The 23,335-nt window shown below is 62.6% G+C and carries 18 protein-coding genes and 1 pseudogene; 5 read left to right on the top strand and 14 right to left on the bottom strand.

Translation table 11 applies throughout. From position 1 onward, the window contains the following. The first annotated feature begins 2 nt into the window (after positions 1-2). The 3 genes from FME97_RS04740 to FME97_RS04730 all read left to right on the top strand — a co-directional run bounded on the left by FME97_RS04740 (position 3) and on the right by FME97_RS04730 (position 5,174). Positions 3-569: a DUF1735 domain-containing protein gene (locus FME97_RS04740; RefSeq protein ID WP_162502051.1), complete on the top strand. Its 567-nt coding sequence runs from the start codon at positions 3-5 to the stop codon at positions 567-569. Positions 570-650: 81 nt separating this feature from the next. Further along, positions 651-2,309: a cellulase family glycosylhydrolase gene (locus FME97_RS04735; RefSeq protein WP_141428115.1), complete on the top strand. Its 1,659-nt coding sequence runs from the start codon at positions 651-653 to the stop codon at positions 2,307-2,309. Positions 2,310-2,312: 3 nt separating this feature from the next. After that, positions 2,313-5,174 (top strand): glycoside hydrolase family 2 protein, encoded by a 2,862-nt coding sequence (locus FME97_RS04730; protein WP_141428114.1) that lies wholly within the window; start codon positions 2,313-2,315, stop codon positions 5,172-5,174. Between the two features lie 172 nt (positions 5,175-5,346). Here FME97_RS04730 and FME97_RS04725 read toward each other — a convergent pair whose 3' ends face one another. From FME97_RS04725 to FME97_RS12695, 5 genes and pseudogenes are all read right to left on the bottom strand, one after another. Beyond that, positions 5,347-6,582, bottom strand: coding sequence for an AGE family epimerase/isomerase (locus tag FME97_RS04725; protein WP_141428113.1), 1,236 nt, complete (start codon positions 6,580-6,582; stop codon positions 5,347-5,349). Next, complete coding sequence (locus FME97_RS04720) at positions 6,575-7,999, bottom strand: MFS transporter (protein WP_141428112.1); 1,425 nt, start codon at positions 7,997-7,999, stop codon at positions 6,575-6,577. The genes FME97_RS04725 and FME97_RS04720 overlap by 8 nt, the downstream gene beginning before the upstream one ends. Positions 8,000-8,003: 4 nt before the next feature. Beyond that, positions 8,004-9,170 carry a glycoside hydrolase family 130 protein gene (locus FME97_RS04715; protein WP_141428111.1) on the bottom strand — a complete coding sequence of 389 codons (1,167 nt, stop codon included), beginning with the start codon at positions 9,168-9,170 and terminating at the stop codon, positions 8,004-8,006. A gap of 71 nt (positions 9,171-9,241) precedes the next feature. Continuing rightward, positions 9,242-10,303, bottom strand: coding sequence for a glycoside hydrolase family 26 protein (locus tag FME97_RS12700; RefSeq protein ID WP_394344259.1), 1,062 nt, complete (start codon positions 10,301-10,303; stop codon positions 9,242-9,244). Then, positions 10,292-11,587 (bottom strand): annotated as a pseudogene (locus FME97_RS12695) (glycoside hydrolase 5 family protein); the annotation flags it as partial. The pseudogene FME97_RS12695 and the gene FME97_RS12700, both read right to left, overlap by 12 nt. Positions 11,588-11,789: 202 nt before the next feature. Between FME97_RS12695 and FME97_RS04700 the strand changes: the two are divergent. After that, positions 11,790-13,289, top strand: a complete 1,500-nt coding sequence (locus FME97_RS04700; RefSeq protein ID WP_141428110.1) for a hypothetical protein — start codon at positions 11,790-11,792, stop codon at positions 13,287-13,289. Positions 13,290-13,341: 52 nt separating this feature from the next. Here the strand turns inward: FME97_RS04700 and FME97_RS04695 are convergent, their stop codons facing one another. After that, positions 13,342-14,271, bottom strand: a complete 930-nt coding sequence (locus tag FME97_RS04695) for a glycosyltransferase family 2 protein (RefSeq protein WP_141428109.1) — start codon at positions 14,269-14,271, stop codon at positions 13,342-13,344. Between the two features lie 63 nt (positions 14,272-14,334). Here FME97_RS04695 and FME97_RS04690 point away from each other — a divergent pair, with 63 nt between their 5' ends. Then, positions 14,335-15,318: a hypothetical protein gene (locus FME97_RS04690; RefSeq protein ID WP_141428108.1), complete on the top strand. Its 984-nt coding sequence runs from the start codon at positions 14,335-14,337 to the stop codon at positions 15,316-15,318. A gap of 141 nt (positions 15,319-15,459) precedes the next feature. Here the strand turns inward: FME97_RS04690 and FME97_RS04685 are convergent, their stop codons facing one another. From FME97_RS04685 to FME97_RS04650, 8 genes are all read right to left on the bottom strand, one after another. Then, complete coding sequence (locus tag FME97_RS04685) at positions 15,460-16,113, bottom strand: acylneuraminate cytidylyltransferase family protein (protein WP_141428107.1); 654 nt, start codon at positions 16,111-16,113, stop codon at positions 15,460-15,462. A gap of 20 nt (positions 16,114-16,133) precedes the next feature. Beyond that, positions 16,134-17,102, bottom strand: coding sequence for a long-chain-fatty-acid--protein ligase (locus FME97_RS04680; RefSeq protein ID WP_141428106.1), 969 nt, complete (start codon positions 17,100-17,102; stop codon positions 16,134-16,136). Positions 17,103-17,401: 299 nt separating this feature from the next. Then, a complete protein-coding gene (gene infC / locus FME97_RS04675; RefSeq protein ID WP_141428105.1) occupies positions 17,402-17,926 on the bottom strand; it encodes a translation initiation factor IF-3 in 525 nt (174 codons plus the stop codon). Between the two features lie 114 nt (positions 17,927-18,040). Next, positions 18,041-19,993, bottom strand: a complete 1,953-nt coding sequence (thrS, locus tag FME97_RS04670) for a threonine--tRNA ligase (RefSeq protein ID WP_141428104.1) — start codon at positions 19,991-19,993, stop codon at positions 18,041-18,043. A gap of 85 nt (positions 19,994-20,078) precedes the next feature. Then, positions 20,079-20,369 carry a hypothetical protein gene (locus tag FME97_RS04665; RefSeq protein ID WP_141428103.1) on the bottom strand — a complete coding sequence of 97 codons (291 nt, stop codon included), beginning with the start codon at positions 20,367-20,369 and terminating at the stop codon, positions 20,079-20,081. A gap of 21 nt (positions 20,370-20,390) precedes the next feature. After that, entirely contained in the window at positions 20,391-21,482 is a 1,092-nt protein-coding gene (gene pdxA / locus FME97_RS04660; RefSeq protein WP_141428102.1) for a 4-hydroxythreonine-4-phosphate dehydrogenase PdxA, read from the bottom strand. Positions 21,483-21,662: 180 nt separating this feature from the next. Then, the gene (locus FME97_RS04655) at positions 21,663-22,415 is read right to left on the bottom strand and encodes an RNA methyltransferase (protein ID WP_141428101.1); all 753 of its coding nucleotides are present in this window, start codon (positions 22,413-22,415) and stop codon (positions 21,663-21,665) included. Next, complete coding sequence (locus tag FME97_RS04650; protein ID WP_141428100.1) at positions 22,412-23,335, bottom strand: ribonuclease Z; 924 nt, start codon at positions 23,333-23,335, stop codon at positions 22,412-22,414. Before FME97_RS04650 ends, FME97_RS04655 begins: the two co-directional genes overlap by 4 nt.

Raw genomic sequence — 23,335 nt, 5'->3', positions numbered from 1 at the left:
ATATGGGAAAGAAATTTGTGCTGTTCCTGGCGTCCGTCTGCATGATGGGGTTTGCCGCCTGTGACGGAGACGGGGATGCCGATTACGGATTCGGCAAGATATACATGCCCCAGGCCATGCAGTCGGGAGGGTTGAACAACTCCTATGCGGTGCCCTCCGGCGACGGTGAATACACCTATAATTTCCGGGTGACCGCGGGCTATGTGAAGGCCGTTCTGGGCGTGACGCGATCGGGAAAACTGTCCGATGCAAGGGGATTTTCGGTGTCGGTTTACACGTCGGAAGAGGAGACGGCGGCCGCGGTGTCGCAGTTCGGCGGCGAACCGATGCCCTCCGACTTCTACGAGCCGCTTCCCCGGTCGGTCACGGTTCCGTCCGGCAAGTCGGGGGAAGTCTTCTACCTGGAGATTCCTCGGAGCGGGCTTTCCGATCCGGCCAATGCCGGCAAAAAGTATGTGCTGGCAGTGGGCATTTCCGATCCCACGGCTTATGAACTCGCCGAAACCGGTACGGTGACCGCGGTGATTGTCGATGTCGATGCCCTGAACGATGCGGTCGAGGCGCTTTAGTATCATCTTGAATAATTAACCCGATGGAAACGGTGTGTCCCGGGTCGGGGCATGCCGTTTCCCTGAATCAGACTTGCGCGTATGAGATTCCTGTCAATTTTTTTCAGCCTGTTGCTGTCGGGCGGTTGCAGCGGCCGCTTCCATTCGATCGAACCATCCACTCGCACTCCGAAATTGTATGAACGCACGGATTTTACGGTGCTGCTGACCGCCGATTACCGGAATGCCTACCTGCAGGAAGAGGTGGCGCTGGACATGCTGATCGAAACTCCTTCGGGCGAGGAGCGCCTGTTGCCGTGCTTCTGGGTCGAGGGCAAATCCGGAGCGGAGTCGCGCTGGGAGGCCCGTTTCACGCCCCAGGAGCCCGGCCGTTATTTTTGCCGGTTCCGATTGAGCGAGCAGGGCGAGGAGGTCGCACGCTCCAGGGCGGTCGAACTCAGCGTACAGCCTGCCGCAGAGGGCGAGCGGGGCATTCTCCATGTCCGTGACAACTGGACGCTGGTTTACGACGACGGAACGCCTTTCCGGGGTGTGGCCGAAAATATTTGCTGGGAATCGCGTGCGAACGACGATTCGAAGTTTTTCAAGGAGCTGCACGAGCAGCACGACCGTTACAACTATGACCGCATGCTGCCGCTTTTCGCCGAAAACGGAGGCAATTTCATCCGCGTATGGATGTGTTCGTTCAATTTCCCGATCGATCAGCACGACCATTTTAACAATTTGCGCTATACGCCCTCCGACGAATATTATAATCCGAGCGCCGTGGAGCGCTTGGACTGTTTTGTGGATTTGTGCGAGCGGTTGGGTATCCACGTTATGCTCTGCATGGGCCAGGGGGCCGTGCCTGCTGACCGGGAGTTCTTCAACGGAGAGCCGCAGGCGCGGCGCTACATGAACCGGTTGCGTTACATCGTAGCCCGTTGGGGATACAGTCCGGCAATTGGCATGTGGGAGTTCTTCAACGAGATCGACAACATACAACACCGAAATCCGGGCGGGCCGATCCCGGCCGAAGAGATTGTGGCGTGGCACGCCCGCATGGGCAAATACCTGAAGGAGATCGATCCGTTCGGACATCCCGTCACGACCTCGATTTCGCATCGTGATCTAGCCGGGTTGAACGAAGTGCCCTCGTTGGATATCAATCAGAAGCATATCTACCGCAATACGGCGATCATCCCTTCGACCATCCGCGACTATGAGGAGCGTTTCGGAAAGCCCTACGTCATCGGAGAGTTCGGCTACGAGTGGGATTGGTCGCTGAATTTCGACGATTTCGCCGATGACATGGATCGTGATTTTCGGCGCGGACTCTGGTACGGGCTCTTTTCGCCGACGCCTGTCACTCCGATGAGCTGGTGGTGGGAGTATTTCGAGAACCGTGGCATGATGACCTATTTCCGGGGTGTGCGTGAAATTTCGGACCGGATGCTGGCTGCCGGCAACGGAGCCTTTGAGACGGTGAAGGCCGACTGCACGCCGCTCGAAGCCATGAGCGTCAAATGCGACCGGACGCTTTTCGTCTATCTGTACAACAACTCGGACAGGCGGATCGAGGGTGCCGAGCTGACGGTCGGGGCGGACATCGGCGGCGTTTATGCGGTCGAATGCCTCGATCCGCAGAAATACGCGTGGATGGATCCCGTTGGGGGCCGTTCCGGCGAACTGCGGGTCGATGATATCGAGATAGAGCCTTACGGCGAACGGATTTATGTATTTACTCCTGAAAAACAATAAGTCATGCGTTTGAACATCGGACTTGCCATGCTTTCCCTGTCGTTGCTGTCCTTTGCCGAGGATGCGGAGGCGCAGAAGACGGCGCAGCCGTTGCCTCCTACCAATTTCGGACTGGTCGTTCCGCAACCCGAGTCGGAGCTTCCGAAATCCGAGACGCCGCCCCAACAGGCGGTTCCCAAAGCCAAGCGGCCTGTTGAAGTGCGTCTCGAAAAGTCGGATGACGCCACCTGGACATTGGCCGGCGGTTGGGAAATGACCGATGCCGATCGGGTCGTGGCCGAGGGAGGCTCGCTCTTCAGCCCTGCATACGATACTTCCGGGTGGTATAATGCGGTGGTGCCGGGAACGGTGCTGACCACACTGGTCGATGCCGGCGTCTATCCCGATCCTTACTACGGGCTGAACAACATGGCCATTCCCGAAAGCCTCTGTCGCACGGAGTGGTGGTATCGGATCCGTTTCGACAAGCCTGCCGATGTCGCCGGGCGTCGTGTGTGGCTGAATTTCGAAGGCATTAACTATCGGGCGGACGTATGGCTCAACGGCCGGAAACTCGGCGATATCCGCGGAGCCTTCGTCGAAGGACTGTTCGACGTGACGGAATGTTTCTCCGACCATAACGTGTTGGCCGTGAAGATCTATCCGCCCTATAATCCGGGCATTCCGCACGAGCAGTCGAAAGCCGCCGGGCGGGGCCCAAACGGCGGGCAATTGTGTCTGGACGGTCCTACATTTATCAGTTCTGAGGGGTGGGACTGGATTCCCGGCATCCGCGACCGCAACATCGGCATCTGGCAGGACGTGACCCTCGCATATACGGGCGACGTTACGTTGGCCTACCCGCAGGTGGTGACCGACCTGCCTCTGCCCGACACGTCGTCGGCCGACGTGACGGTCCGCATGGAGATGACCAACCATGCCGCCGTCGGGCGGCATGTCGTGCTGTGTGGCCGGATCGACGGCGTGACCGAATTCGAGTATCCGGTCGAACTGGCGGCCGGCGAGTCCCGCACGGTGAGCGTCTCGCCCGCTGAGATTCCGGGACTGCATCTGGAAAATCCGCGGTTGTGGTGGCCGAACGGTTATGGCGATCAGGCGATGTACGACCTCGATCTGCGGGTGAAGTGCGGCGGTGCGGAGTCCGACGTCCGGCGAGTTCGCTTCGGCGTCCGGGAGTTTTCCTACGAACTGACGGCCGATACGCCCCGGGGCGAAGAGATTCGTTTCGAGTTTCAGCCCACGAACGACGTACGCGATGGTGAACCGTTGTTCGATACGTTTCATCGGCGTGTCGTGCAGCAGGATGTCGTGGTTCCGGCCCTCCGCGAGGGGGTTGATGTCTCTCGTCTGCGACGTATCGGGAAGGATGCGACGTCGCCCTATCTGGTACTCCGCTGCAACGGAGTGCGGATCTTCTGCCGCGGCGGCAACTGGGGCATGGACGACGGCATGAAGCGGGTGTCGCGGGAACGGCTCGAACCGGCTTTCCGGCTGCACCGTGAAGAGGGTTTCAACATGGTGCGCAACTGGACCGGCGAATCGACGGAGGAGATCTTCTATACGCTGTGCGACGAGTACGGCATGCTGGTGTGGAACGACTTCTGGATCTCGACCGAGGGCAGCAATCTGAACGTCAATGACGAGGACCTTTTCATCGAGAATGCCCGGCAGACCGTTAAGCGCTTCCGTAACCACCCCTCGATTGCGGTCTGGTGCCCGCGCAATGAAGGTTACGCTACCCCGACGATGGCGCCGAGACTCGAGCGGTTGATTGCCGGGGAGGACGGGACTCGCTTTTACAGCCCCAATTCGCGTTATATGAATCTCCGCACAAGCGGTCCGTGGCATTATATCGACGAGAAGGAGTACTTCGCCGTCCAGGCCTGCGGATTCACGACCGAACTGGGATCGCCGTCGGTTCCTACGGCCGAGTCGATGCGCAAGTTTATTCCCGAATCGGAACGGTGGCCTATCAGCGATACATGGTATTATCACGATTTGCATTTCGGATTGCCGGAGTACTGTCAGGCCGTGGACGATCTGTACGGTAAAGCCGAATCGCTCGACGATTTCTGCCGCAAGGCCCAGTTGATCAACTACGACAGTCACCGGGCGATGCTCGAGGCGTGGAACAGCCGCATGTGGAATTCCGCGTCGGGTGTCCTGCTGTGGATGAGCCATCCGGCCTGGCCGAGCCTCGAGTGGCAGACCTATTCGTGGGATTTCGAGACCCACGGTTCGTTCTATGGTTGCCGTAAGGCTTGCGAGAAGCTTCACGTGCAGGCCAATCCTCACGATGGACAGGTCTTGGTGGTCAATACCACGCGCAACGACTGTCGCCGGGCGCGGGTCGTGGTCTCGAGATATACGTTCGACGGGAAGCGGCTGGACGGACTGTCGGAAAACGTCGCCGTGATCGCTGCCAACGGTGTGACGCCGGTTACCGTTTTGCAGCCGCTTCCGGGCGATCCGTGCCATCTGCTGCGTCTGGAGCTCTTTGTCGAGGGGAAACGGGTATCGGTCAATGACTACTTGCGCAGCGCGGACCGGAATTTCACCGCGTTGAACGGAGTGGCGGCTCCGGAGCTGAAAGCCCGGCTGCTCGAATCGCATGACGAGGCCGGCAGCCGTTGCGTACGGGTCGAGGTGGCCAATACGGCTTCGACTACGGCCGTCGCCGTCAAGTTCAATATCCGGAAGGCGGAGAGCGGAGAGGCTGTGCTGCCGGCTTATATCTCGGAAGGATACATCCACCTGCTGCCCGGCGAAAGGCGGATCGTGGAGGCCGAATTCCCGGCTGCGGATGATACGGTCTTCTCGGCTGAAGGATACAATTTCGATAGGAAAACGCTGTTGTCCCTGTAAGGCCTTTGCGTCCCGGTGACCGCGGGATCGGCTCCTGCCGGGCCGGAACCGAACAAGCGCTGGATCAGACATGCCGGCGGGAAAACGCGAGCCGAGGGGAGATCATCCCCTCGGCTCGCGTATGACCGGTGATCGTGCGGTCCCTATCCTGCGGGCGTCCCTTTCGTGCGTTTCATCCGATCGGCGTCGCCCGGTGCGGCGGACGGCCGTCCTCCCTTTCGATGAGAGTTGTGACCTCCATGCACATACGTGCGTTGTGGTAGGGGCATTTCCAAAATCCGGCCTTGTCGTTGCGCCGATTGACCGTACCGTCCGGAAGAATGCTCCACCACCATTCGCCGCCTTCACGGTCGATCAGGTGCGTTCGGATGTATTTCCATGTTCGCATCGAGTCTTCGATCGCTTCGGCCCGCCCGAAGTAACGGTAGAGGTAATAGAGCCCGATGACCGTTTCGGCCTGCACCCACCAATGGCGCTCGCCGTCGATCGAGCCGTCGGCATGACGTTCGTAGATCATGCTGCCGTCGGGCCGGTAGCCTTCGAGTGCCGCTTCGGCGATCCGTGCGCAGCAACTCCGCGCGCGTCCGAGCAGTTCGTCGTCGCCCAATGTTTGAGCCGTTCGGAAAAGGAGCCACGATGCTTCGATGTCGTGACCGAACGATATGTCGCCCGGATGGCGGTCGTGCCATGTTTCGTCGAAAAAGAGCCCGAGATGCCCGTCCGGAGTCATGATGCGCGTGAAGAAGAGTTCGAGCAGATGACGTGTCTGACTGCGCAGCCGCTCCTCCGAGGGGTAAAGCCGCAGCAGATTGGCATACCCTTCGAGGATATGCAGATGCGTGTTCATCGTTTTGTGCTCGTTGGCGTCCTTGTCGCTCAGGCGGACATCCTCCAGGGGGGACCAGTCGCGGGCCGCCGCCTCGAGGTAGCCGTCGTTCTGCAGATCGAACGAATGGGCCTCAATGGTTTCGAAGAGCCGCCATGCCTCCTTCGCCGCACGCGCGTCATCCGTCGCGCGTGCGTATTCGCTCAATCCGTAAATGGCGAATCCCAACGCATAGAATTGCTTGCGCGTATCGGCCGGCGTACCGTCGGCACGTACCGACCAATAGACTCCGCCGAATTCCGGGTCGATGAAGTGGTCGAGGAGGTAGTTGCGCGCGCAGGTCGCTGGCAGGAGCAGCTCCCGGCGTCCTGTCATCCGATAGGCGGCCGAGAAGGTCCATATCAGGCGGCCGTAAAGTACGGCGCTCTGATCGGCGTCGGGATAGAGCGTGCCGTCGCCGGCTATGCGTCCGTAGAAACGGCGTTCGGCGGGAGCCATCACCCGTTCGGTCCAAAAGGGCAGGATATCGTGCTCTAACTCATCGAGCAGTTCCTGCCGGAAGGTTTTCAGTAAGTCATTCATGATCCTCGGTTTTTCTGCGTATCGACAGCTTGCCGGCAATATGCTTCATGCGGCGGTCGGTCAGTGGATAAAAGACCAGCAGCAGGGAGGCCAGCGCACACCCTGCGGCGGGCAGATAGCTCATGAGCAGTCGCAGTCCGAAGAGCGTCTGCCCGGACTGCACGGCATCGGCCTCCGTATTGTATCCGTAGGCCGCCAGCAGCCAAAGGATGAGGGCGCTGCCAAATGCACCGCCGAACTTTTGGGCCATTGACGATGAGGAAAAGATCAGTCCTGTTGAACTGTGCCCGTGTTTCAGTTCGGAGTAGTCGGCCACGTCGGCGAACATGCTCCACAGCAGCGGGAAGGTCATCCCCGCGAAGGCTGAAATGAGCACTTGCAGTACGACGATTGCCCAGCAGCCCGCCACCGAGAGGGGCATGTGGAAGAATACGACGCTCAGGACCCCTGAGCCGATGAGCGCCAGCATGTAGGTCTGCTTCTTCCCGATACGGCGGGCGACGGGCGACGCGAGAGTCACGCCCAGCATGTTGGCGACCTCGCCGATGGCCAGGAAAGCGCCGCATGAGAGCAGCAGGTTGCCGCCGAGCGAATTGTCCTCGCCCAGATAGTCCTTGAAATAGTAGGCCGCCACGCCGCCGCGTATCGAATTGAAAAGCAGTACGCAGATGGCCACGCCGAGCAGGATCCACCACGGGCCGTTGGTCATCAGCGAACGAATGTCGCCGGCCACGCTGTGATGCGTGCTTTTCGTCTCGGAGGAGGCCTTCACGCGCTCCCGCGTCATGCGGAAGCAAAGGAAGAAGAGCACGGCGCAGAGCACTCCGATGACGGCCGTGGCCGTTTGCCAGCCCCGGGCTTCGGCTGCGATCTTCGCCGCACCGTCGGTCCCGACGAACGGCGGGGTGAAGAGCGTGCAGAGGGGCTCGAAGAGGGCCAAAGCCAGAAAAGATCCGCCGTAGGCGAAGAACATGCGGTAGGAGGAGAAGACCGTACGCTCCTGGGAGTCGGCGGTCACTACGCCGAGCATGGCGCCATAGGGGACGTTGATGGCCGTGTAAACGATCATCATCAGCATGTAGGTCGCATAGGCCCATATCAGCTTGCCCGTATAACCTAAATCGGGCGTCGTGAAGGTCAGCACACCCGCGGCCGCGAACGGCATGGCGATCCAGAGCAGATAGGGGCGATAACGTCCCCAACGCGAGGTAGTGCGGTCGCAAACGATCCCCATGACCGGGTCGATGACCGCATCGGCCAGTTTCGTGATGAGCAGCATCATGGCGGCATGCTCGAGCGACAGGCCGAAAATGTTCGAATAGAAAAAGGGCAGGTAGTAGGAGAAAATCTTCCAGAACATGCTCGATGACATGTCACCGAGTCCGTAGCCGATCTTTTCGGAAAGCGGGGCAGCCATATCGTCAGCGTTTGAGGTTTTTGCCGATCAGCTTTTTGAGCGTTTCGACGCTGTGGCCCGTAGTCAGTCCGTCGGCCGGCGTGTGCAGGCAGTAGTCCACCAGCCGATCGACGGTCGAGGTGGCCACGTGCATGCGGGTGTCGCTCGAGGCGTAGTAGATGAACACGCGCCCGTCGGGATCGGCAATCCATCCGTTCGAAAAGAGCACGTTCGAAACGTCGCCCACCCGCTCTTCTCCTGCCGGACCCATCAGCAGACCGCCCGGCTCGGCGATCGGTATCCAGGGACGTTCCAGTTCGGTCATGTAAAGATAGAGTACGTAGCGCAGGCCTGCGGCACACCCCCGGACGCCGTGAGCCAGGTGCAGCCATCCCTGCGGTGTTCGGATCGGATGAGGGCCTTCGCCGTTCTTGACCTCCTTGATGGTGTGGTAGTAGCGGCAGTTGATGATACGCTCTTCGCGTACCTCGGCATGCGTAATGTCGTCGATGAGCGCCCAGCCGATTCCGCCGCCGTTGCCGGCCTCGATGAAACCCTCCTGCGGACGGGTATAGAACGCGTACTTGCCGTCGATGAATTCGGGGTGCAGCACCGCATTGCGCTGTTGGTGGCGGCTTTTCAGGTCCGGCAGGCGTTCCCAGTTCACGAGGTCTTTCGTACGGGCTATGCCGGCCGAAGCCACGGCCGACGAGAGATCGCCCGGACGGGCTGCGGGATCCTTGCGCTCGACGCAGAAAACACCGTAGATCCAGCCGTCTTCGTGAGCCGTCAGACGCATGTCGTAAACATTGGTCGCCGGTTCGCCGTACTCGGGCATCGTCACGGGGTAGTCCCAGAAACGGAAGTTGTCGATGCCGTTCGGCGATTCGGCCACGGCGAAAAACGATTTGCGGTCGGCGCCCTCCACTCGTGCCATGATCAGATAGCGGCCGTTGAACTTGATGGCGCCGGAGTTCATCACGGCATTGACGCCGATCCGTTCCATGCAGTAGGGATTGCTCCGCGGGTCGAGGTCATAGCGCCAGAAGAGCGGCGCGTGAGCGGCTGTCAGGATCGGATAACGGTAGCGGGTATAGATGCCGTTATAGGCCGGATCGGGTACATTGGGACGGGTAACGAGGGCTTCGTAGCCGGCTTCCAGCTCGGCTATGCGTTTCTGAAACGATTCCATGTCGATCTTGTTGCGTTTTCGGTTTCGTTATGAGTTGTCTTCTGAATCATCGTTGTCGGGAGTGCGCCGGCTCACCTGCTCTCCTCCGCAGGGAGTCCGTCCCGGAGAAAGAGAGTCCGGGCGTCGGCGTGAAAGCGCAGGAAATCCTCCTCGGAGGCTTGTCCGGGCCAGGGCGCATAGAAATGGCCGGGTTTTGCGTCGTCCGGAGCATTGCGCCATACCAAGACATAGGACGGGGTGTATGTTCCGATGCCGCGTAGCAGACTGCCGCTCCACCATTTTGCTTCAGGAATCCCCTCGCGCCCTGTTTCCGACACCGCGTAGGGCTTACCCGTATCCCGCGAAAGGGAGTCCATCACGGCCAGCGACCGGTTCAGGCCGGAGACGAAACGCTCCGAACCGTCTCCGTCGTAGGCATCCAGGCCGAGTACATCGACCCATGCGTCGCCGGGCCAGCGTTCGAGGTATTCTGAGGAGGACATACAGGGATTCGGCGAATAGACGGTCACGATTTGCGCTCCCCGCATACGGAGCCGATCCACGGTCATTCGCCACAACTCCTTGTACTCGTCGGAAGTGCATAGATCCTCTCCCCACCAGAACCAGCTTCCGGTGTGCTCGTGCCAGGGCCGGAAAAGGACCGGAATGGTTTCGCCTTCTGCCGTGCGGAGCGAGGTGATGAATGCCGCGACATCGTCGAGCCATCCCATAAAGCGGTCGTGACAGCTTCCGCCCGGCAGCACTTCGTGCACGACATTCCGTTGTGAGACATCCCACGCATCGCCTCCGGTCAGCGGATTCCGCGGATGCCAGCTCAGCGTGACAAGCCCTTCGTGCCGGTGGTGATCGACGATCATGCGCCGCATCGTTTCGAAGGGCACGCCGTCAAGATTGCGTCCCTTTGCCAGCTCCAGTTCGCCCAGGTCGCAACCCAGTACGGCCGGACGGTCGCCGCAGACATCGCTCACGTCGCTGCGTTCCGGCTCGTAAGACCAGGATACGCCGTAGAAGGGGTAGTCCTGCTGACCGAAAAAGAAGCGCCCCGAAGCGGCTGCGGCGCGCAGCGTGCGGAGTACTTCCGCAGGATTCCGGTTTCCGCCGCCGCATGCCGATGAAGCGGCGTGAAGCTGCAATGTGCGGTTTGCCTGCGCGATCTCGCGCAACGTTGTCGTATCGGATGCGAAGACCGAGTTGAGCCCCTGCTCCTCCTGTGCCGGGTCGCCGCAATAGTCGTCTCCCTGCTGCCAGCGCAGATGCGCCGGTTTTGCGTAGCCGCCCCAGCCCCAGAAGTTGCAACCGGCGATGATTCCTCCCCTCGCGGCGTCGCGCAGCAGGCGGGAGAAGATCGTGCGATAGAAACGGTCGCGGGAAAGGGTCGGAGAGCCGGGGGCGAAGCTGAATCCGTCGCGGGGATAGCCGAATTCCTCGATAACCAGCGGTTTGCCCAGACGCTGTGCCACGGCGGCGTGGCGGTCGATGTAGTCGAGTGCATTGCGGCAGGCCGTATCGCATGCCCCGGCGACGCTTTCGCGCTGGATCCATCCCCAGTTATAGGGCCAGATATGGATGTTGGCATAATCTATTTCGGGAATGGCATGGATGCGCTCCCAAAGTCCCAGATCGCCTTCGCAGCCGTTTGCGCCTTCGCTGCCTGTCGAGACCATGTGGTTGGGGTCCAACTCTTTCAACAGCCGTGCCGTGGCTTCGATCCATTCGAAGAAGCGCTCTTTGTTGTCTTCCGTGAAGGCGCGGGGTTCGTTGGCGATCTGCCACGAGAAGATGGCCGGATCCTCGGCATAGGGCCGGCCCGTATAGCGGTTCGTGCGGGTTACGATGCGGCGCACGTGATCGAAGAAAAGTTGCTTGCATCTGTCTGTCAGTTCTCTTTGATGGTATTGGGACACGTATTCGAGGAAGGTTTCCCAGCCGTCGCGTCCCGGAACGGGATAGGTGCCGCAGCCGCTCCATTCGAGGTATTGTGAATAGCCGCCGCTCCACTCCCATGAGTTGGTCAGGTAAAGTACGGCGTACATCCGCCGTTTCCCGAGTTCGGCCAGTAGGAAATCCAAACCGTCGAGCGCTTTTTCGTTGTAGATGCCCGGTGCGGTTTGCAGGATGGGTTCGACTTTCGAAACGACGCCTTCGCTGCCTTCGGATCCTACCAGGATCCGGAGGTTCGTGATACCGGACCGTTTCATCCGGTCGAGTTCCCGGCACAGGCGGTCGCGGTCCGCATTGGGGCCTTCGGCGGCCAGCAGGGCTCCGTACCAGAAATTTGCCCCCACGAAATAGGAGGAGGCGTAGGGGATGACGAATCGGGCGTTTTCGACGCGGGCGAATTCGGCCGTGTTCGCTCCGGAGGAGCAACCGCCGAGGCCGAACAGCGCCAAAGCGGCGAATGCGGGCAAACGGTTCATAATGCGGATTGATTTTCAGACAAAGGTAGCTGTTTGGACGAGATAAGAAATATGATATTCCGACAGAAGATAGTACTTTTTTATTCTCGTCGGTCCCTCTTCGGAACAGGGGGTCCGAAGAAGATCGGTTTTCGGCGGAATAATATTATTCGGGACTGAGGTTCATTTCCTAAATTTAAAGGCGCTCTGAAATTCCGATAGTATGGAAAATGCGATGAACCTTTGTCTTTGTCGGCTGTGGTGGCTGTCCGTTTTGCTGTCGCTGCCTGCGACATGTGCGAATTCCGGTGCTTCTCCGTCGCCGCGGCCTTCCGTTCCGGTCCGGCAAGGCACGCTGATACTTGGCAGCCGGATTCTCGACGACGCTTATATGGGGTGCGGGGTGCAATGGGATCCCTATGACGTCCACGGCGACGGCGGCCGTCTTTCGGCCGCGGACCGGATTCGGCTGGAAAAACGCCTCGATTACCTTTCGCCGCGGATCATCCGCGTTATGGTGAGTATTGGCTCGTATCTGACCGATGGCAGGTTTGATCCCGCGTCGGACATGGAGGACCTGCACATGATTTTGGGTTATTGTACGGGGCGCTCCATCCCGGTGGTCTTCGGTGATTGGGGCGGCGGCTTCGTGGATGTGGCGGCGAAGACGGTGGACGAGAACCGCATGGAGCAGAGTGCGAAGCTGGTCCGCTATTTGCTGGAGGATTGCGGTTATACCTGCATCCGCTATTTCAATATGGTAAATGAACCCAACGGGTCCTGGTCCTCCACGCAGGGCGACTGCGATCTGTGGGTCCGGGCGGCCCGGGCGATGCACGCTTCGCTCCGGCGATGCGGGTTGGGCGATCGGGTGACGTTGGTCGGTCCCGACGCGGCGGTCTGGACGACGGCCGAGACGCATTGGGTGAGCCGGACGGCTGATGAGCTGGGCGATGCCGTCGGCCTGTACGATATACATACCTATCCTTCCAAGGCGGAAATCAACGCCGGCGAATACGGTGAAATGATTGCGGCCTATCGGGCGGCGGCTCCGGCGGAGCGCCGGATGATCGTGGGTGAGATCGGCATCAAGTTTATCGACGAACGCGATGCGGCTTACGCTGCCGAGAACGAGCGCCGTGCGGCGCGATGCCCGTATGCTTCGCCTGCCGATTCGCAGATGTCGGTCTTCGATCACATGTACGGAACGGATATGGCCGATGCGATCATGCAGACGGCGGCCAATGGCTATTCGGGCTGTATCGTCTGGATGCTCGACGATGCCATGCATGTCAATGAACCCGGCCGACTCAAGATCTGGGGCTTTTGGAATATTCTCGGCGAGGAGCGTTACGGAGCATCCGCAGAGCGGATTCGTCCGTGGTATTATGCCGTTGCACTGTTGAGCCGTTATTTCCCGGCCGGATCGCAGATTCTGGAGAGCACGGTTCGCGGTGTGCCGGGGGTTCGGACCATGTGGGGACGTTCTGACGGCAAGCCTACGTTGGCGATCGTCAACACGAGTCGGGACCGGGCCGTCGAGCTGACTCTGGAAGGGGCGGATTCGTCGCTGGCCGGCCTGGATCGTTATCTCTATGCCGAAGGAGGACTGAAGCTGGATGAAGAACGTCTGCTTCCTGTGGATGAGCGGATTGCGCTGCGTTCCGGCGACCGGATCCGCATAGATCCCGGGTCGATGGTCGTCTATACGGCGTTGGAGTAGTCCTGTCCGCCGGGCGGCGGGGCGCATCCTCGCGGCGGCGTGCCGGGACCGCTCAGAGACCCCGGCGGGCCAGCCGCCAGGCCAGCGCGTCGTAGAGTCCGAGTAAGGGGCTCCGCCATGCGACGGGCAGGGCGTTCAGCACCTGCACTTTGTGCAGCGTGCGGCGGTAGGTTTTCGTGTAGGAGAACGCGCGTGCGGCGCGCGCCGCGGCCTCCGTATCGCCCTTGGCCGAGAGGATCAGCGCCTTGCCCAGCGCGGCGCGGGCGATGAATTCGCGTTTCTCGGCGGGAGCCGAAGGGTCGTACAGCTCCTCGAACGAATGGCGGGTCCGTTCGGGGGTGTAGCCGGCCGCGGAGCGGTTCGACGCCACCTTCGAGTAGCATGCCAGCCGTTCGGGCGAGAAGCAGACCGGATAGCGCGAGGCGATCCGGATCCACATGTGGAGGTCCTCGGCGATCTTCATGCCCTCGGGAAAGCCGCCTACGGCGCCGAACACCGCTTTGGGGATGCACACGGCCGAGGGGATGGCGATGTAGCGGTGGGCCGAGTCGCGGAAGAAATTCTCCACGACGCCCCGCGTCCGGAGTGTCGGCGCCGGGAACAGGCCGTCGCGGCTTAGGATGTCGAAGGCCGTGCAGTACATTCCGCAGCCGGGAAATTCGCGGATCATGGCGGCGATCTCTTCGAGGAATCCCGGGCGCCACGCGTCGTCGGCGTCGAGCAGGGCGACGTATTCGCCCCGTGCCTCGGCGATGCCGCGGTTCCGGGCGGCGGAAACCCCCGCGTTGGACTGCCGGACGAGACGTACGAGCGGCGATCCGACCGCTTCGGCCCGCTCGGCGCCGCGGTCCGTCGAACCGTCGTCCACGACGATGATTTCGGCCGGAAGGCGTGTCTGCGCGAGCACGGAACGCAAGGCCGCTTCGATTTCGCGCTCCTTGTCGTAGAGGGGGATGACCACCGAGATGAGGGGTTCCGGCATGTGTTGGGCGGTTTTATTGCGAAGATACCGATCTTTTGCTATTTTTGCAAATAAAACGCGCGCATGACCTTTTCCGAGAAGATAATCCGTCTGATCCGCAATACGTTCGACACGGTGCTGTATTTTGCCGTGATGGCCGTGAAGGAGGATTTCCGCAACTATGTCGGGCGGGCGGGACGGACGCCCGGGGCGGGCGCCGGGCAGGCCGGGCCGGGTCGGTCCGGGAGCGCGAAGGGCGGCGGTCCGGCCGCGGAGGATTCCGTCGGCGTTCCGGGCGGCGTCCAGACCGGACGGCCGCGGGAGACGATGGCCGTTCTGGGCAACGGCCCGTCGCTCGCCCGCGAATTGCCCGGCCTGCTGGAGCGGACCGGGGACCGCGACTTCATGGCGGTCAATTTTTTCGCGCTCGACGAACGTTTCACCCTCCTGCGTCCGGCCTACTACGTGCTTTCGGACCCGATGTTCTTCCGCGAGAGTGCCTTCCGCGACCGTGTGGCCGGGCTTTACCGGGCGATGAACGAGCGGGTCTCCTGGCCGATGACGCTCTACGTGCAGTATTACAACCCCGAGCGGTTCGACTATCGGGCCGTGCTGCCCAATCCGCTCATCCGCATCGTGCCGTTCCATACCTACATGTACCGCGGATTCCGCAGCGTGGAGTTTTGGCTCTTCCGCCGCGGGCTGGGAAGCGCCAATTTCGGGACGGTGGTGCAGGTCGGGGAGTATGTCGCGCTGTTGCTGGGGTACAGGCGCGTGGAGCTGTACGGCGTGGACCATACGCTGCTCGAAGGGCTGTGCGTGGACGGCTGGAACCGTCTTTGCCGTGCCGACCGGCACTATTACGATGCGGGAGCGCCCGCGGCGCCGCAGCCGGTTTTCCGGAAGGTTCCGCCCGTACCCTATACGATGGCATCGTATCTGGCCGAGGTGGCCGAACTGTTCCGCGGCCACGAGGTGCTGCGCGACTACGCCGCCTCGCTCGGGGCGCGGATCGTGAACTGCACCCGGGGGTCGATGATCGACGCCTACGAACGGGCCGCGGAGTGATGCCGGCCGTTGCGGGACGGCGGGCGGATGTGGGGAAAAGCCGCCCGAGATGTCTCCGCGAACGAAAATCGCCCCCGTCGGAGCTACCTCCGACGGGGGCGAATCGTAAGGCTCCGACTCGTCGGAAGGCCTCTTTGGCCGCTACCGGGGCAGGGTCCGGCTGGCGGCGATGATTTCGGCCATCGTGAAATCCTCGGGATAGTCGATGTCCATGCCCTCGATCCGGTCCACGACGGCCATGTAGGGGCGGTCGCCGATGCGGCGGTGGCGTTCGCGCCACAACGCGCGCGGGAAGATGAAGAAGGCGCTGGTCTCGATGTAGATCGGTTCGATCGTCTGCGTGCGGGGAATCGCGTCGGGCGAGTAGTTCAGCGGCCGGCCCCCGTACCAGGCGAAGGTCTGGATCCGTTCGGCGCTGAAGGCCGAGTCGTACGCTCCCGAGCGGACCTTGCCGAGCGCCGCGGCGACGGTCTCCGCGCGGATGAAGGGCGAGGTGGCGTGCGCGAGCACGTAAAGGTCGGCATCGACCTCGGAGGTGAAGCTGTCGTAAATCTCGCGGCCCAGCGTGGTGTCGCGGTCCAGCTCCTCGCTGCGCCGCCGGAAGCGGACGCCCTCGGGCAGCAGCGGACGGATGCTCTCGTCGCTGCAGTAAACCCACACTTCGTCGATGCCCTCCGTGCGGGTCAGCGTCCGGAGGATGTGGCACATGAGCGGCTCGCCGCCCAGCAGGCGCAGGTTCTTGCCCGCGACGCGCTGGCTGTTGAGCCGGATCGGTACGAAAGCTACGGTTTTCATGCGTTGGTTCGGTTGTTCGGTTATTCCTGCACCAGCAGGTTGCAGCCCCGGATGTCCGCGCGGTCGATGCGCCCCTCGACGACGAACGAGCCGTCGGCTCCGACATGTCCGACGTCCTCGGTCTGGATGAAGGCGCACGACCAGCGGTTCGCCAGGTCCGTGATGTTCAGTCCGCCGCGTGCGCCTGCCGGAAGCGTGCAGAACGGGTCATTGACGTCGCGCGCCGCCACGCGCATCCAGGCCGGGCAGCGGAAGCGGTTGCCGCCTGCGGAGTAGGCCTGCGAGGTCAGTTCCGCCATGCCGTATTCCGAGTGGATCGCCCCGACGCCGAATGCCCGGCAGAGGATCCGGTGGAACTCCTCTTTGGGAATCTCTTCGCGGTAGCCCTTCATGCCGCCCGTCTCCATTACGACCGTGTTCTCCAGCTTCGGGGCGTAACGCTCCGCGAGGTCCCAGAGCGCATAGCTCACTCCCAGCAGGATCTTCGGCTTCGGGTCCGCGCGCATCGCCGCCAGCAGCGCGTCGTAGTCGTCGAGGTAGAAGCCGCCCGAGCCGCAGTCGCCGATCAGGCGGTCGGCCATGTAGATCAGCGACGAGCCTTTGCGGCGCAGGTAGTTGGGCAGCAGGGCGTAGAGGCTCCACCGGGCCGGGTCGCCGTAGAAGGTGCGGAATGCGCGGCGGAACGTCTCCTCGTAGAGCGCCAGCGACCGCATCGGGTGGCGCGAGGAGGTCATGCCCGTCGTGGCGCTCGACGTGAAGACGGCTTCGGGCTCCGCGTCGCCGCAGTAGATCTCGTGCGTTTTGAAAAGTCCGATCGGCAGACAGGGAATCTCCGCGGCGCGCCGCACCCGGGCGGGGTCCGCACCGATGAGCGCGAGGTACTCGCGGTAGGGGGCGCACTCCGCGGCCTGCCGCCGGAACAGCGCCAGGGCGGCCCGTTCGAAAGCCGCGTCGTCCGCGATACGGAATATGTCGTCGGAGGGAATCATCGAGTGCAAAGATAGTGCAAACCGGGCGCACGACCAAGTCCTGCCGCCGGGTTTTGCATCCGCGGGGAAGGACATCGGCCGCGGAGCCGCGGCGGGCGGGACGTTCCGCCGTTCCGGCAGAGGCCCTGCCGCAGGGGCGGGTTTCGGAAATTCGGTCCGGGCCCGCATCGGCGGAAAGAGAAACGGCGGCTGCGGTCCGGATCGTTCCGTTCCGTAGCCGCCGTTTCCGTGCGTCGTACAGGCCCTTGTGCGGTGCGGCGCGCGGTTCTGCCGCGTGCCGCACCCGCTGCCGGGAATCCTTACTTCTTGCTCTTGGGAGCCAGCATCATGTTCATCTTCTTGCCGTCGAGCTTGGGCATCATCTCCACCTTGGCCACCTCCTCGAGGTCGGTGGCGAAGCGCAGCAGCAGGATTTCGCCCTGCTCCTTGAAGACGATCGAGCGGCCGCGGAAGAAGACGTAGGCCTTCACCTTCGAACCCTCCTTGAGGAAGTTCATGGCGTGCTTGAGCTTGAAGTTGTAGTCGTGGTCGTCGGTCTGGGGTCCGAACCGGATCTCCTTGACGGTCACTTTCACCTGGTTGGCCTTCAGCTCCTTGGCCTTTTTCTTCTGCTGGTAGAGGAACTTCTGGTAGTCGGCGATGCGGCAGACGGGGGGATCGGCCTTGGGCGAAATTTCGATCAGGTCGAGCTCCATCTCGTCCGCCAGACGCAGGGCGTCGCGGATCGACATGACCTGCGGCTGCTCCACGTTGTCGCCCACCACGCGCACCTCGGGTGCGGTGATCTGCTGGTTGATGCGGTGCGGATTCTCCTTTTCGGGCAATCTGCGTCCGAAGCGGTTGTCCGGTTTCGGTCTGTTATTCCCGGGGTTGAACGGCCTCGGCGGGAATGGTTTCGGTGCTGCGATAGTTGTAAAAGTATTAGTTGATGAATCGGTTTATTTCTTTTTCAGCCTGTTGGCCTCGACCTCCTCCCGGACGAGTCCCGTGAGGAAATCGCGGAAGGCTTCGGTGGTCATCTGACCCTTGTCTCCCTCGCCCTGCGCGCGGACGGAAACCAGTCCTTCGGCCTCCTCCTTCTCGCCGACGATCAGCAGGTAGGGGATGCGCTTGAGCTCGTTGTCGCGGATCTTGCGGCCGATCTTCTCGTTGCGGTCGTCCACCTCCGCGCGGACGTCGTTGGCGTTGAGGTATTCCGAGACCTTGCGGGCGTAGTCGTTGAACTTCTCCGAGATGGGAAGCACCACGACCTGTTCGGGCGAGAGCCACAGCGGGAACTTGCCGCCGGTGTGTTCGAGCAGCACGGCCACGAAGCGCTCCATCGAGCCGAACGGTGCGCGGTGGATCATGATCGGGCGGTGCAGCTTGTCGTCGGCGCCCTTGTACGTCAGGTCGAAGCGCTCCGGGAGGTTGTAGTCCACCTGGATCGTTCCCAGTTGCCATTTGCGGCCGATGGCGTCCTTTACCATGAAGTCGAGCTTCGGGCCGTAGAAGGCGGCTTCGCCGTACTCCACGACCGTCTGCAACCCCTTCTCCTCGGCCGCCCGGATGATGGCCGACTCGGCCTTCTCCCAGTTCTCGTCCGAACCGATGTACTTCTCGCGGTTGTTGGGGTCGCGCAGCGAAATCTGTGCCGTATAGTTGTCGAACTTCAGCGTCTTGAAGATATAGAGCACGATGTCGATCACCCGCTCGAACTCCTCGAGCAGCTGGTCCGGCCGTACGAACAGGTGCGCGTCGTCCTGCGTGAAGCCGCGCACGCGCGTCAGTCCGTGCAGCTCGCCCGACTGCTCGTAACGGTAAACCGTGCCGAACTCCGCCAGACGCACGGGCAGCTCCTTGTACGAACGGGGCTTCGAGCGGTAGATTTCGCAGTGGTGCGGACAGTTCATCGGTTTGAGCAGGTACTCCTCGCCCTCGATCGGGGTGTGGATGGGCTGGAACGAGTCCTTGCCGTATTTGGCGTAATGGCCCGAGGTGACGTAGAGCTCCTTGTTGCCGATGTGCGGGGTGATGACCTGCTGGTAGCCGTACTCCTTCTGCACGTTGCGCAGGAACTGCTCCAGCCGGTCGCGCAGCGCGGCGCCCTTGGGCAGCCACAGCGGCAGGCCCTGCCCCACGCGCTGCGAGAAGCAGAACAGCTCGAGGTCCTTGCCCAGCTTGCGGTGGTCGCGCTTCTTGGCCTCCTCCATCATCTTGAGGTACTCGTCGAGCATCGATTTCTTGGGGAACGAGATGCCGTAGATGCGCGTCAGCATCTTGTTCTTCTCGTTGCCGCGCCAGTAGGCTCCCGCTACGGAGGTGAGCTTCAGCGCCTTGATGTAACCCGTATTGGGGATGTGCGGTCCGCGGCAGAGGTCCGTGAACGCGCCGTTGGTATAGAAGGAGATGGTGCCGTCCTCGAGGTCCGAGATCAGCTCGACCTTGTACTGGTCGCCCTTTTCGGTGAAGGTCCTGAGCGCTTCGGCCTTGGGGACCTCGCGGCGGACGAGCTGCTCCTTGTTGCGGGAGAGCTCCTGCATCTTCTGTTCGATTCGCGGAAGGTCGGCCTCGGTGATCGGCGTCGGGGAATCGACGTCGTAGTAGAAGCCGTTTTCGATGGCGGGGCCGATGCCGAACTTGATGCCCGGGTAGAGCGCCTCGAGGGCCTCGGCCAGCAGGTGCGACGAAGTGTGCCAGAAGGCGTGCTTGCCCTCGTCGTCGTCCCATTTGTAGAACTTGACCGAAGCGTCCGTTTCGATCGGGCGCGTCATGTCCACCGTCGCGCCGTTTACCGAGGCCGCCAGCGAGTCAGCAGCTAAACGAGGGCTGATGCTCTCCGCGATCCGGTACGCAGTCGTCCCTTTGGCGTACTCCTTTACCGAGCCATCGGGAAATGTAATTTTAATCATAAGATCGAATATTAAAGTTTCGGGGCCTTCGGCGCTTCCACAATTACGAGACGGAATACGCCTCCGGGTTGCCCGGTTTTTGTCCTTACGGTTTTTCGTATCTTCGCCGGCGGGCCTTTGCCCGTCCGCCGGGATGCTCCGCTTCGGGATCGTCCGCCGCGGCTTCGAGCGCCTTCTCCCGCATCATCGCCCGTCGTGCCCTGCGGGCGAGGACGAGCGACCAGACGATCCAGGCGGCGTCGAGAACGAGATCGGAGACGACCTCGCCGGTGTCGTTCCCGCCGCCGGCCGACAGCCGGCAGAGGTTCCGGATTCCCACGGCCGTCCAGCCCGCCGCCAGCGACACGCCCGTCCGCCACAATATCCGCGGCTTCATTCCCGTCGCGCGTCGGAGGGGTTACTCCTTGTCGGTCTGCGGCAGGTCCTTCACCGACACGTCGCGGTTCGACTTCTCGCGTTCGGCCCGTTGCAGCGGGTTGGCCGTCCACTCGGCCCGTGCGCGGCGGTGCCGCACGATGTCGATGGCCGCGTAGATCGCGTTGCGCATCGACTGCGGGTCGGCCTGGTCCTTTCCGGCGATGTCGAACGCCACGCCGTGATCGGGCGATGTCCTTACGGCCGCGAGTCCGGCCGTGAAGTTCACCCCGTCGGGCGAAAGGGTCTTGAACGGCGCCAGTCCCTGGTCGTGGTACATGGCCAGAATGCCGTCGTAGCGGGTGTATCCGCCTCCGGCGAAAAGCCCGTCGGCGGCGAAGGGACCGAAGGCCAGGATGCCCTGCCCGAACGCCTCGACGATGGCCGGACGGATCGTCTCCTCCTCCTCGCGGCCCACGAGTCCGCCGTCTCCGGCGTGGGGATTCAGGGCCATGACGGCGATGCGCGGCTCGACCACTCCGAAGTCCTCGACGAGCGAGCGGCGCAGCGTCGCCAGGTCGCGGACGATCTTCTCTTTGGAGATGCTGCGGGCGATCTCCGAGACGGGGATGTGTTTCGTCACGAGGCCCACGCGCAGCCGGTCGCTGCACATGATCATCATGGGTTCGCCCTCCAGTTCGGCCCCGAAGTATTCGGTGTGGCCCGTGTAGCCGAATTCGTCGCTCTGGACCGTCTCCTTGTCGAAAGGTCCCGTGACGACGGCGTCCAGCTCGCCCGCCTTGAGGTCGCGCACGGCGGCGCGCAGCGCTTCGACGGCGGCGCGGCCCGCTTCGGCCGTCGCACGGCCCGGTTCGGGCTGTTCCACCTCGCCGGCCGCGACGAGCGCGATCTTCCCGCGCCGCGCCTCGGCGGCCGAGGCCGCGGGTGCGAACTGCACGGGTTCGGTCTCCCGGAGCGTATTTCGGTAATAGGCGGCGGCTTTCGGCGATCCGTAGATGACGGGGGTGAAAAGCTCCGTCATGCGCGGATCGGCGAGCGCCTTGAGGATGACCTCCCAGCCGATGCCGTTCGGGTCGCCCTGCGTGATGCCTATTTTGAGTTTCTGTTCTGACATAGACAGGTGTGTTTCAACCTACAAAGGTATAAAATATTCAGAATAACCAATACTCCGCGGGGGTATTTCCTTGAAAAATTCGGCTTTTCCGCGTTCCGCGTCCGCTCTCCGGCGTCGGGCCCGCGGCCTTTTCCCGGGCGGTGTCTTCCTTCGGCCGCGGGGCGCCCGTCTGCGGCTGTTTCAGCCGTTGTCCGCGGCCCGTCGGCGGAACTCTGCGCAGACGATGCCCGTGGCCATCGCCACGTTGAGCGATTCGGAGCTGCGGCGGTCGGCGGGGTAGGGCGGGATGAAGAGTTTGTGCGTGACGGTGTGCGCCACGGCGCCGGTGACGCCGCGGCCCTCGTTCCCCATCACGACGATTCCCCTCCGTCCGTCGATGCGGGCCGTGTGGATGTTCTCCCCCTCGAGGAACGTGCCATAGACGGGCGCGCCCCGCCCGGCCGCCCGGGCCAGGAGCGGCGCGAGTTCGGCGTAGTGGACCCGGACGCGGAGGATGGCCCCCATCGTGGCCTGCACGACCTTGGGGTTGAAGCAGTCGGCCGATCCGGGCGAGCAGACGATCTCCCCGATGCCGAACCAGTCGGCCAGGCGGATGATCGTGCCCAGATTCCCGGGGTTCTGCACCTCGTCGAGCGCCAGCGCGAGCCGGTCGCCCAGTCGTTCGGCGTCGAGCCGGTAGCGGGGGATTTCGACCGTCGCCAGCGAGTTGGACGGCGTTTTGAGCAGCGACAGGCGCTCCATCTCGCGCGGCGAGACGGTCTCCACGCCGGGACCGTCGAAGACGCCCTCCAGCGCATAGATCCGGCGCACGCGGAGGTGCGAGGCGCGCAGTTCGCCGATGAGCTTCGCGCCCTCGGCGACGAACAGTCCGTGCTCCGCGCGGCCGCGTTTGTCGGCCAGCGCGCGGACGAGTTGTATTTCGGCTTTCGTCATGGTCGTTTTTCGATCGTAAAGGTAGCTCCTTCCTGCGCCGCGTAACTCTCCGGGAAGAGCCGCCGGGCCTCCCCGGCCAGCGCCTCGGCGTCCTTGTAGCGCGACGAGTAGTGGCCGATCACGAGCCGCCGGGCCTCCGCCCTGAGGGCGGCCTTCGCGGCGTCCTCGGTGGTCGAGTGGCCGCGTTCGCGGGCGATTTTCCGCTCGGCGGCGGCGTAGGTCGCCTCGTGGTACATCAGGTCCGCGCCCCGGCACAGCTCCGCGGCCCTGGCCGAGAAGTTCGTGTCCGAGAGGTAGGCGTACGAACGCGGGGCGTAGGGCCGGTAGGTCAGTTCGCCGTTTCCGAGGAGCGTGCCGTCGTCGAGCCGCACCGCCTCGCCCCGTTTGGCTGCGGCGATCTGGGCGATCGACAGCCCGTATTTCGCGATCTTGGACTTGTTTACGTTCAGCGGCGGCTCCTTCTCGCGGAAGAGGAATCCGGCGCACGGCACGCGGTGGCGCAGCGGGATGCTCCACACCTCCAGCGTGCGGTTCTCGTACAGCAGTGCGTGTTCGGTCGTCCGCACCTCGTGCCACACGACCTCGTAGGGGAGCTCCGTGTCGAAATGGCGCAGGTGGCAGGCCAGCAGCTCCCCGAAGGGCGCCGGGGCGAAGACCTCCAGCGGGGTGCGGCGGCCGTAAAGCCCCAGCGTCGAGAGCAGCGGGAAAAGTCCGAAGACGTGGTCGCCGTGCAGGTGCGAGATGAATGCGGCCCGCAGTTTCAGCGGGTTGATGCCGTAGCGGACGAGCTGCTGCTGCACGCCCTCGCCCGCGTCCACGAGGTAATACTGTTCGTGGACGTTCACCGCCTGCGCCGACGGATGCCTGTCGGGCGTGGGTTTGGCCGAGGAGCAGCCGAGGATGGTGACCGCGAAACTCAT

The organism is Alistipes dispar (assembly GCF_006542685.1).
Lineage (GTDB): Bacteria > Bacteroidota > Bacteroidia > Bacteroidales > Rikenellaceae > Alistipes > Alistipes dispar.
This window is presented reverse-complemented; position numbering and strand designations above follow the sequence as displayed.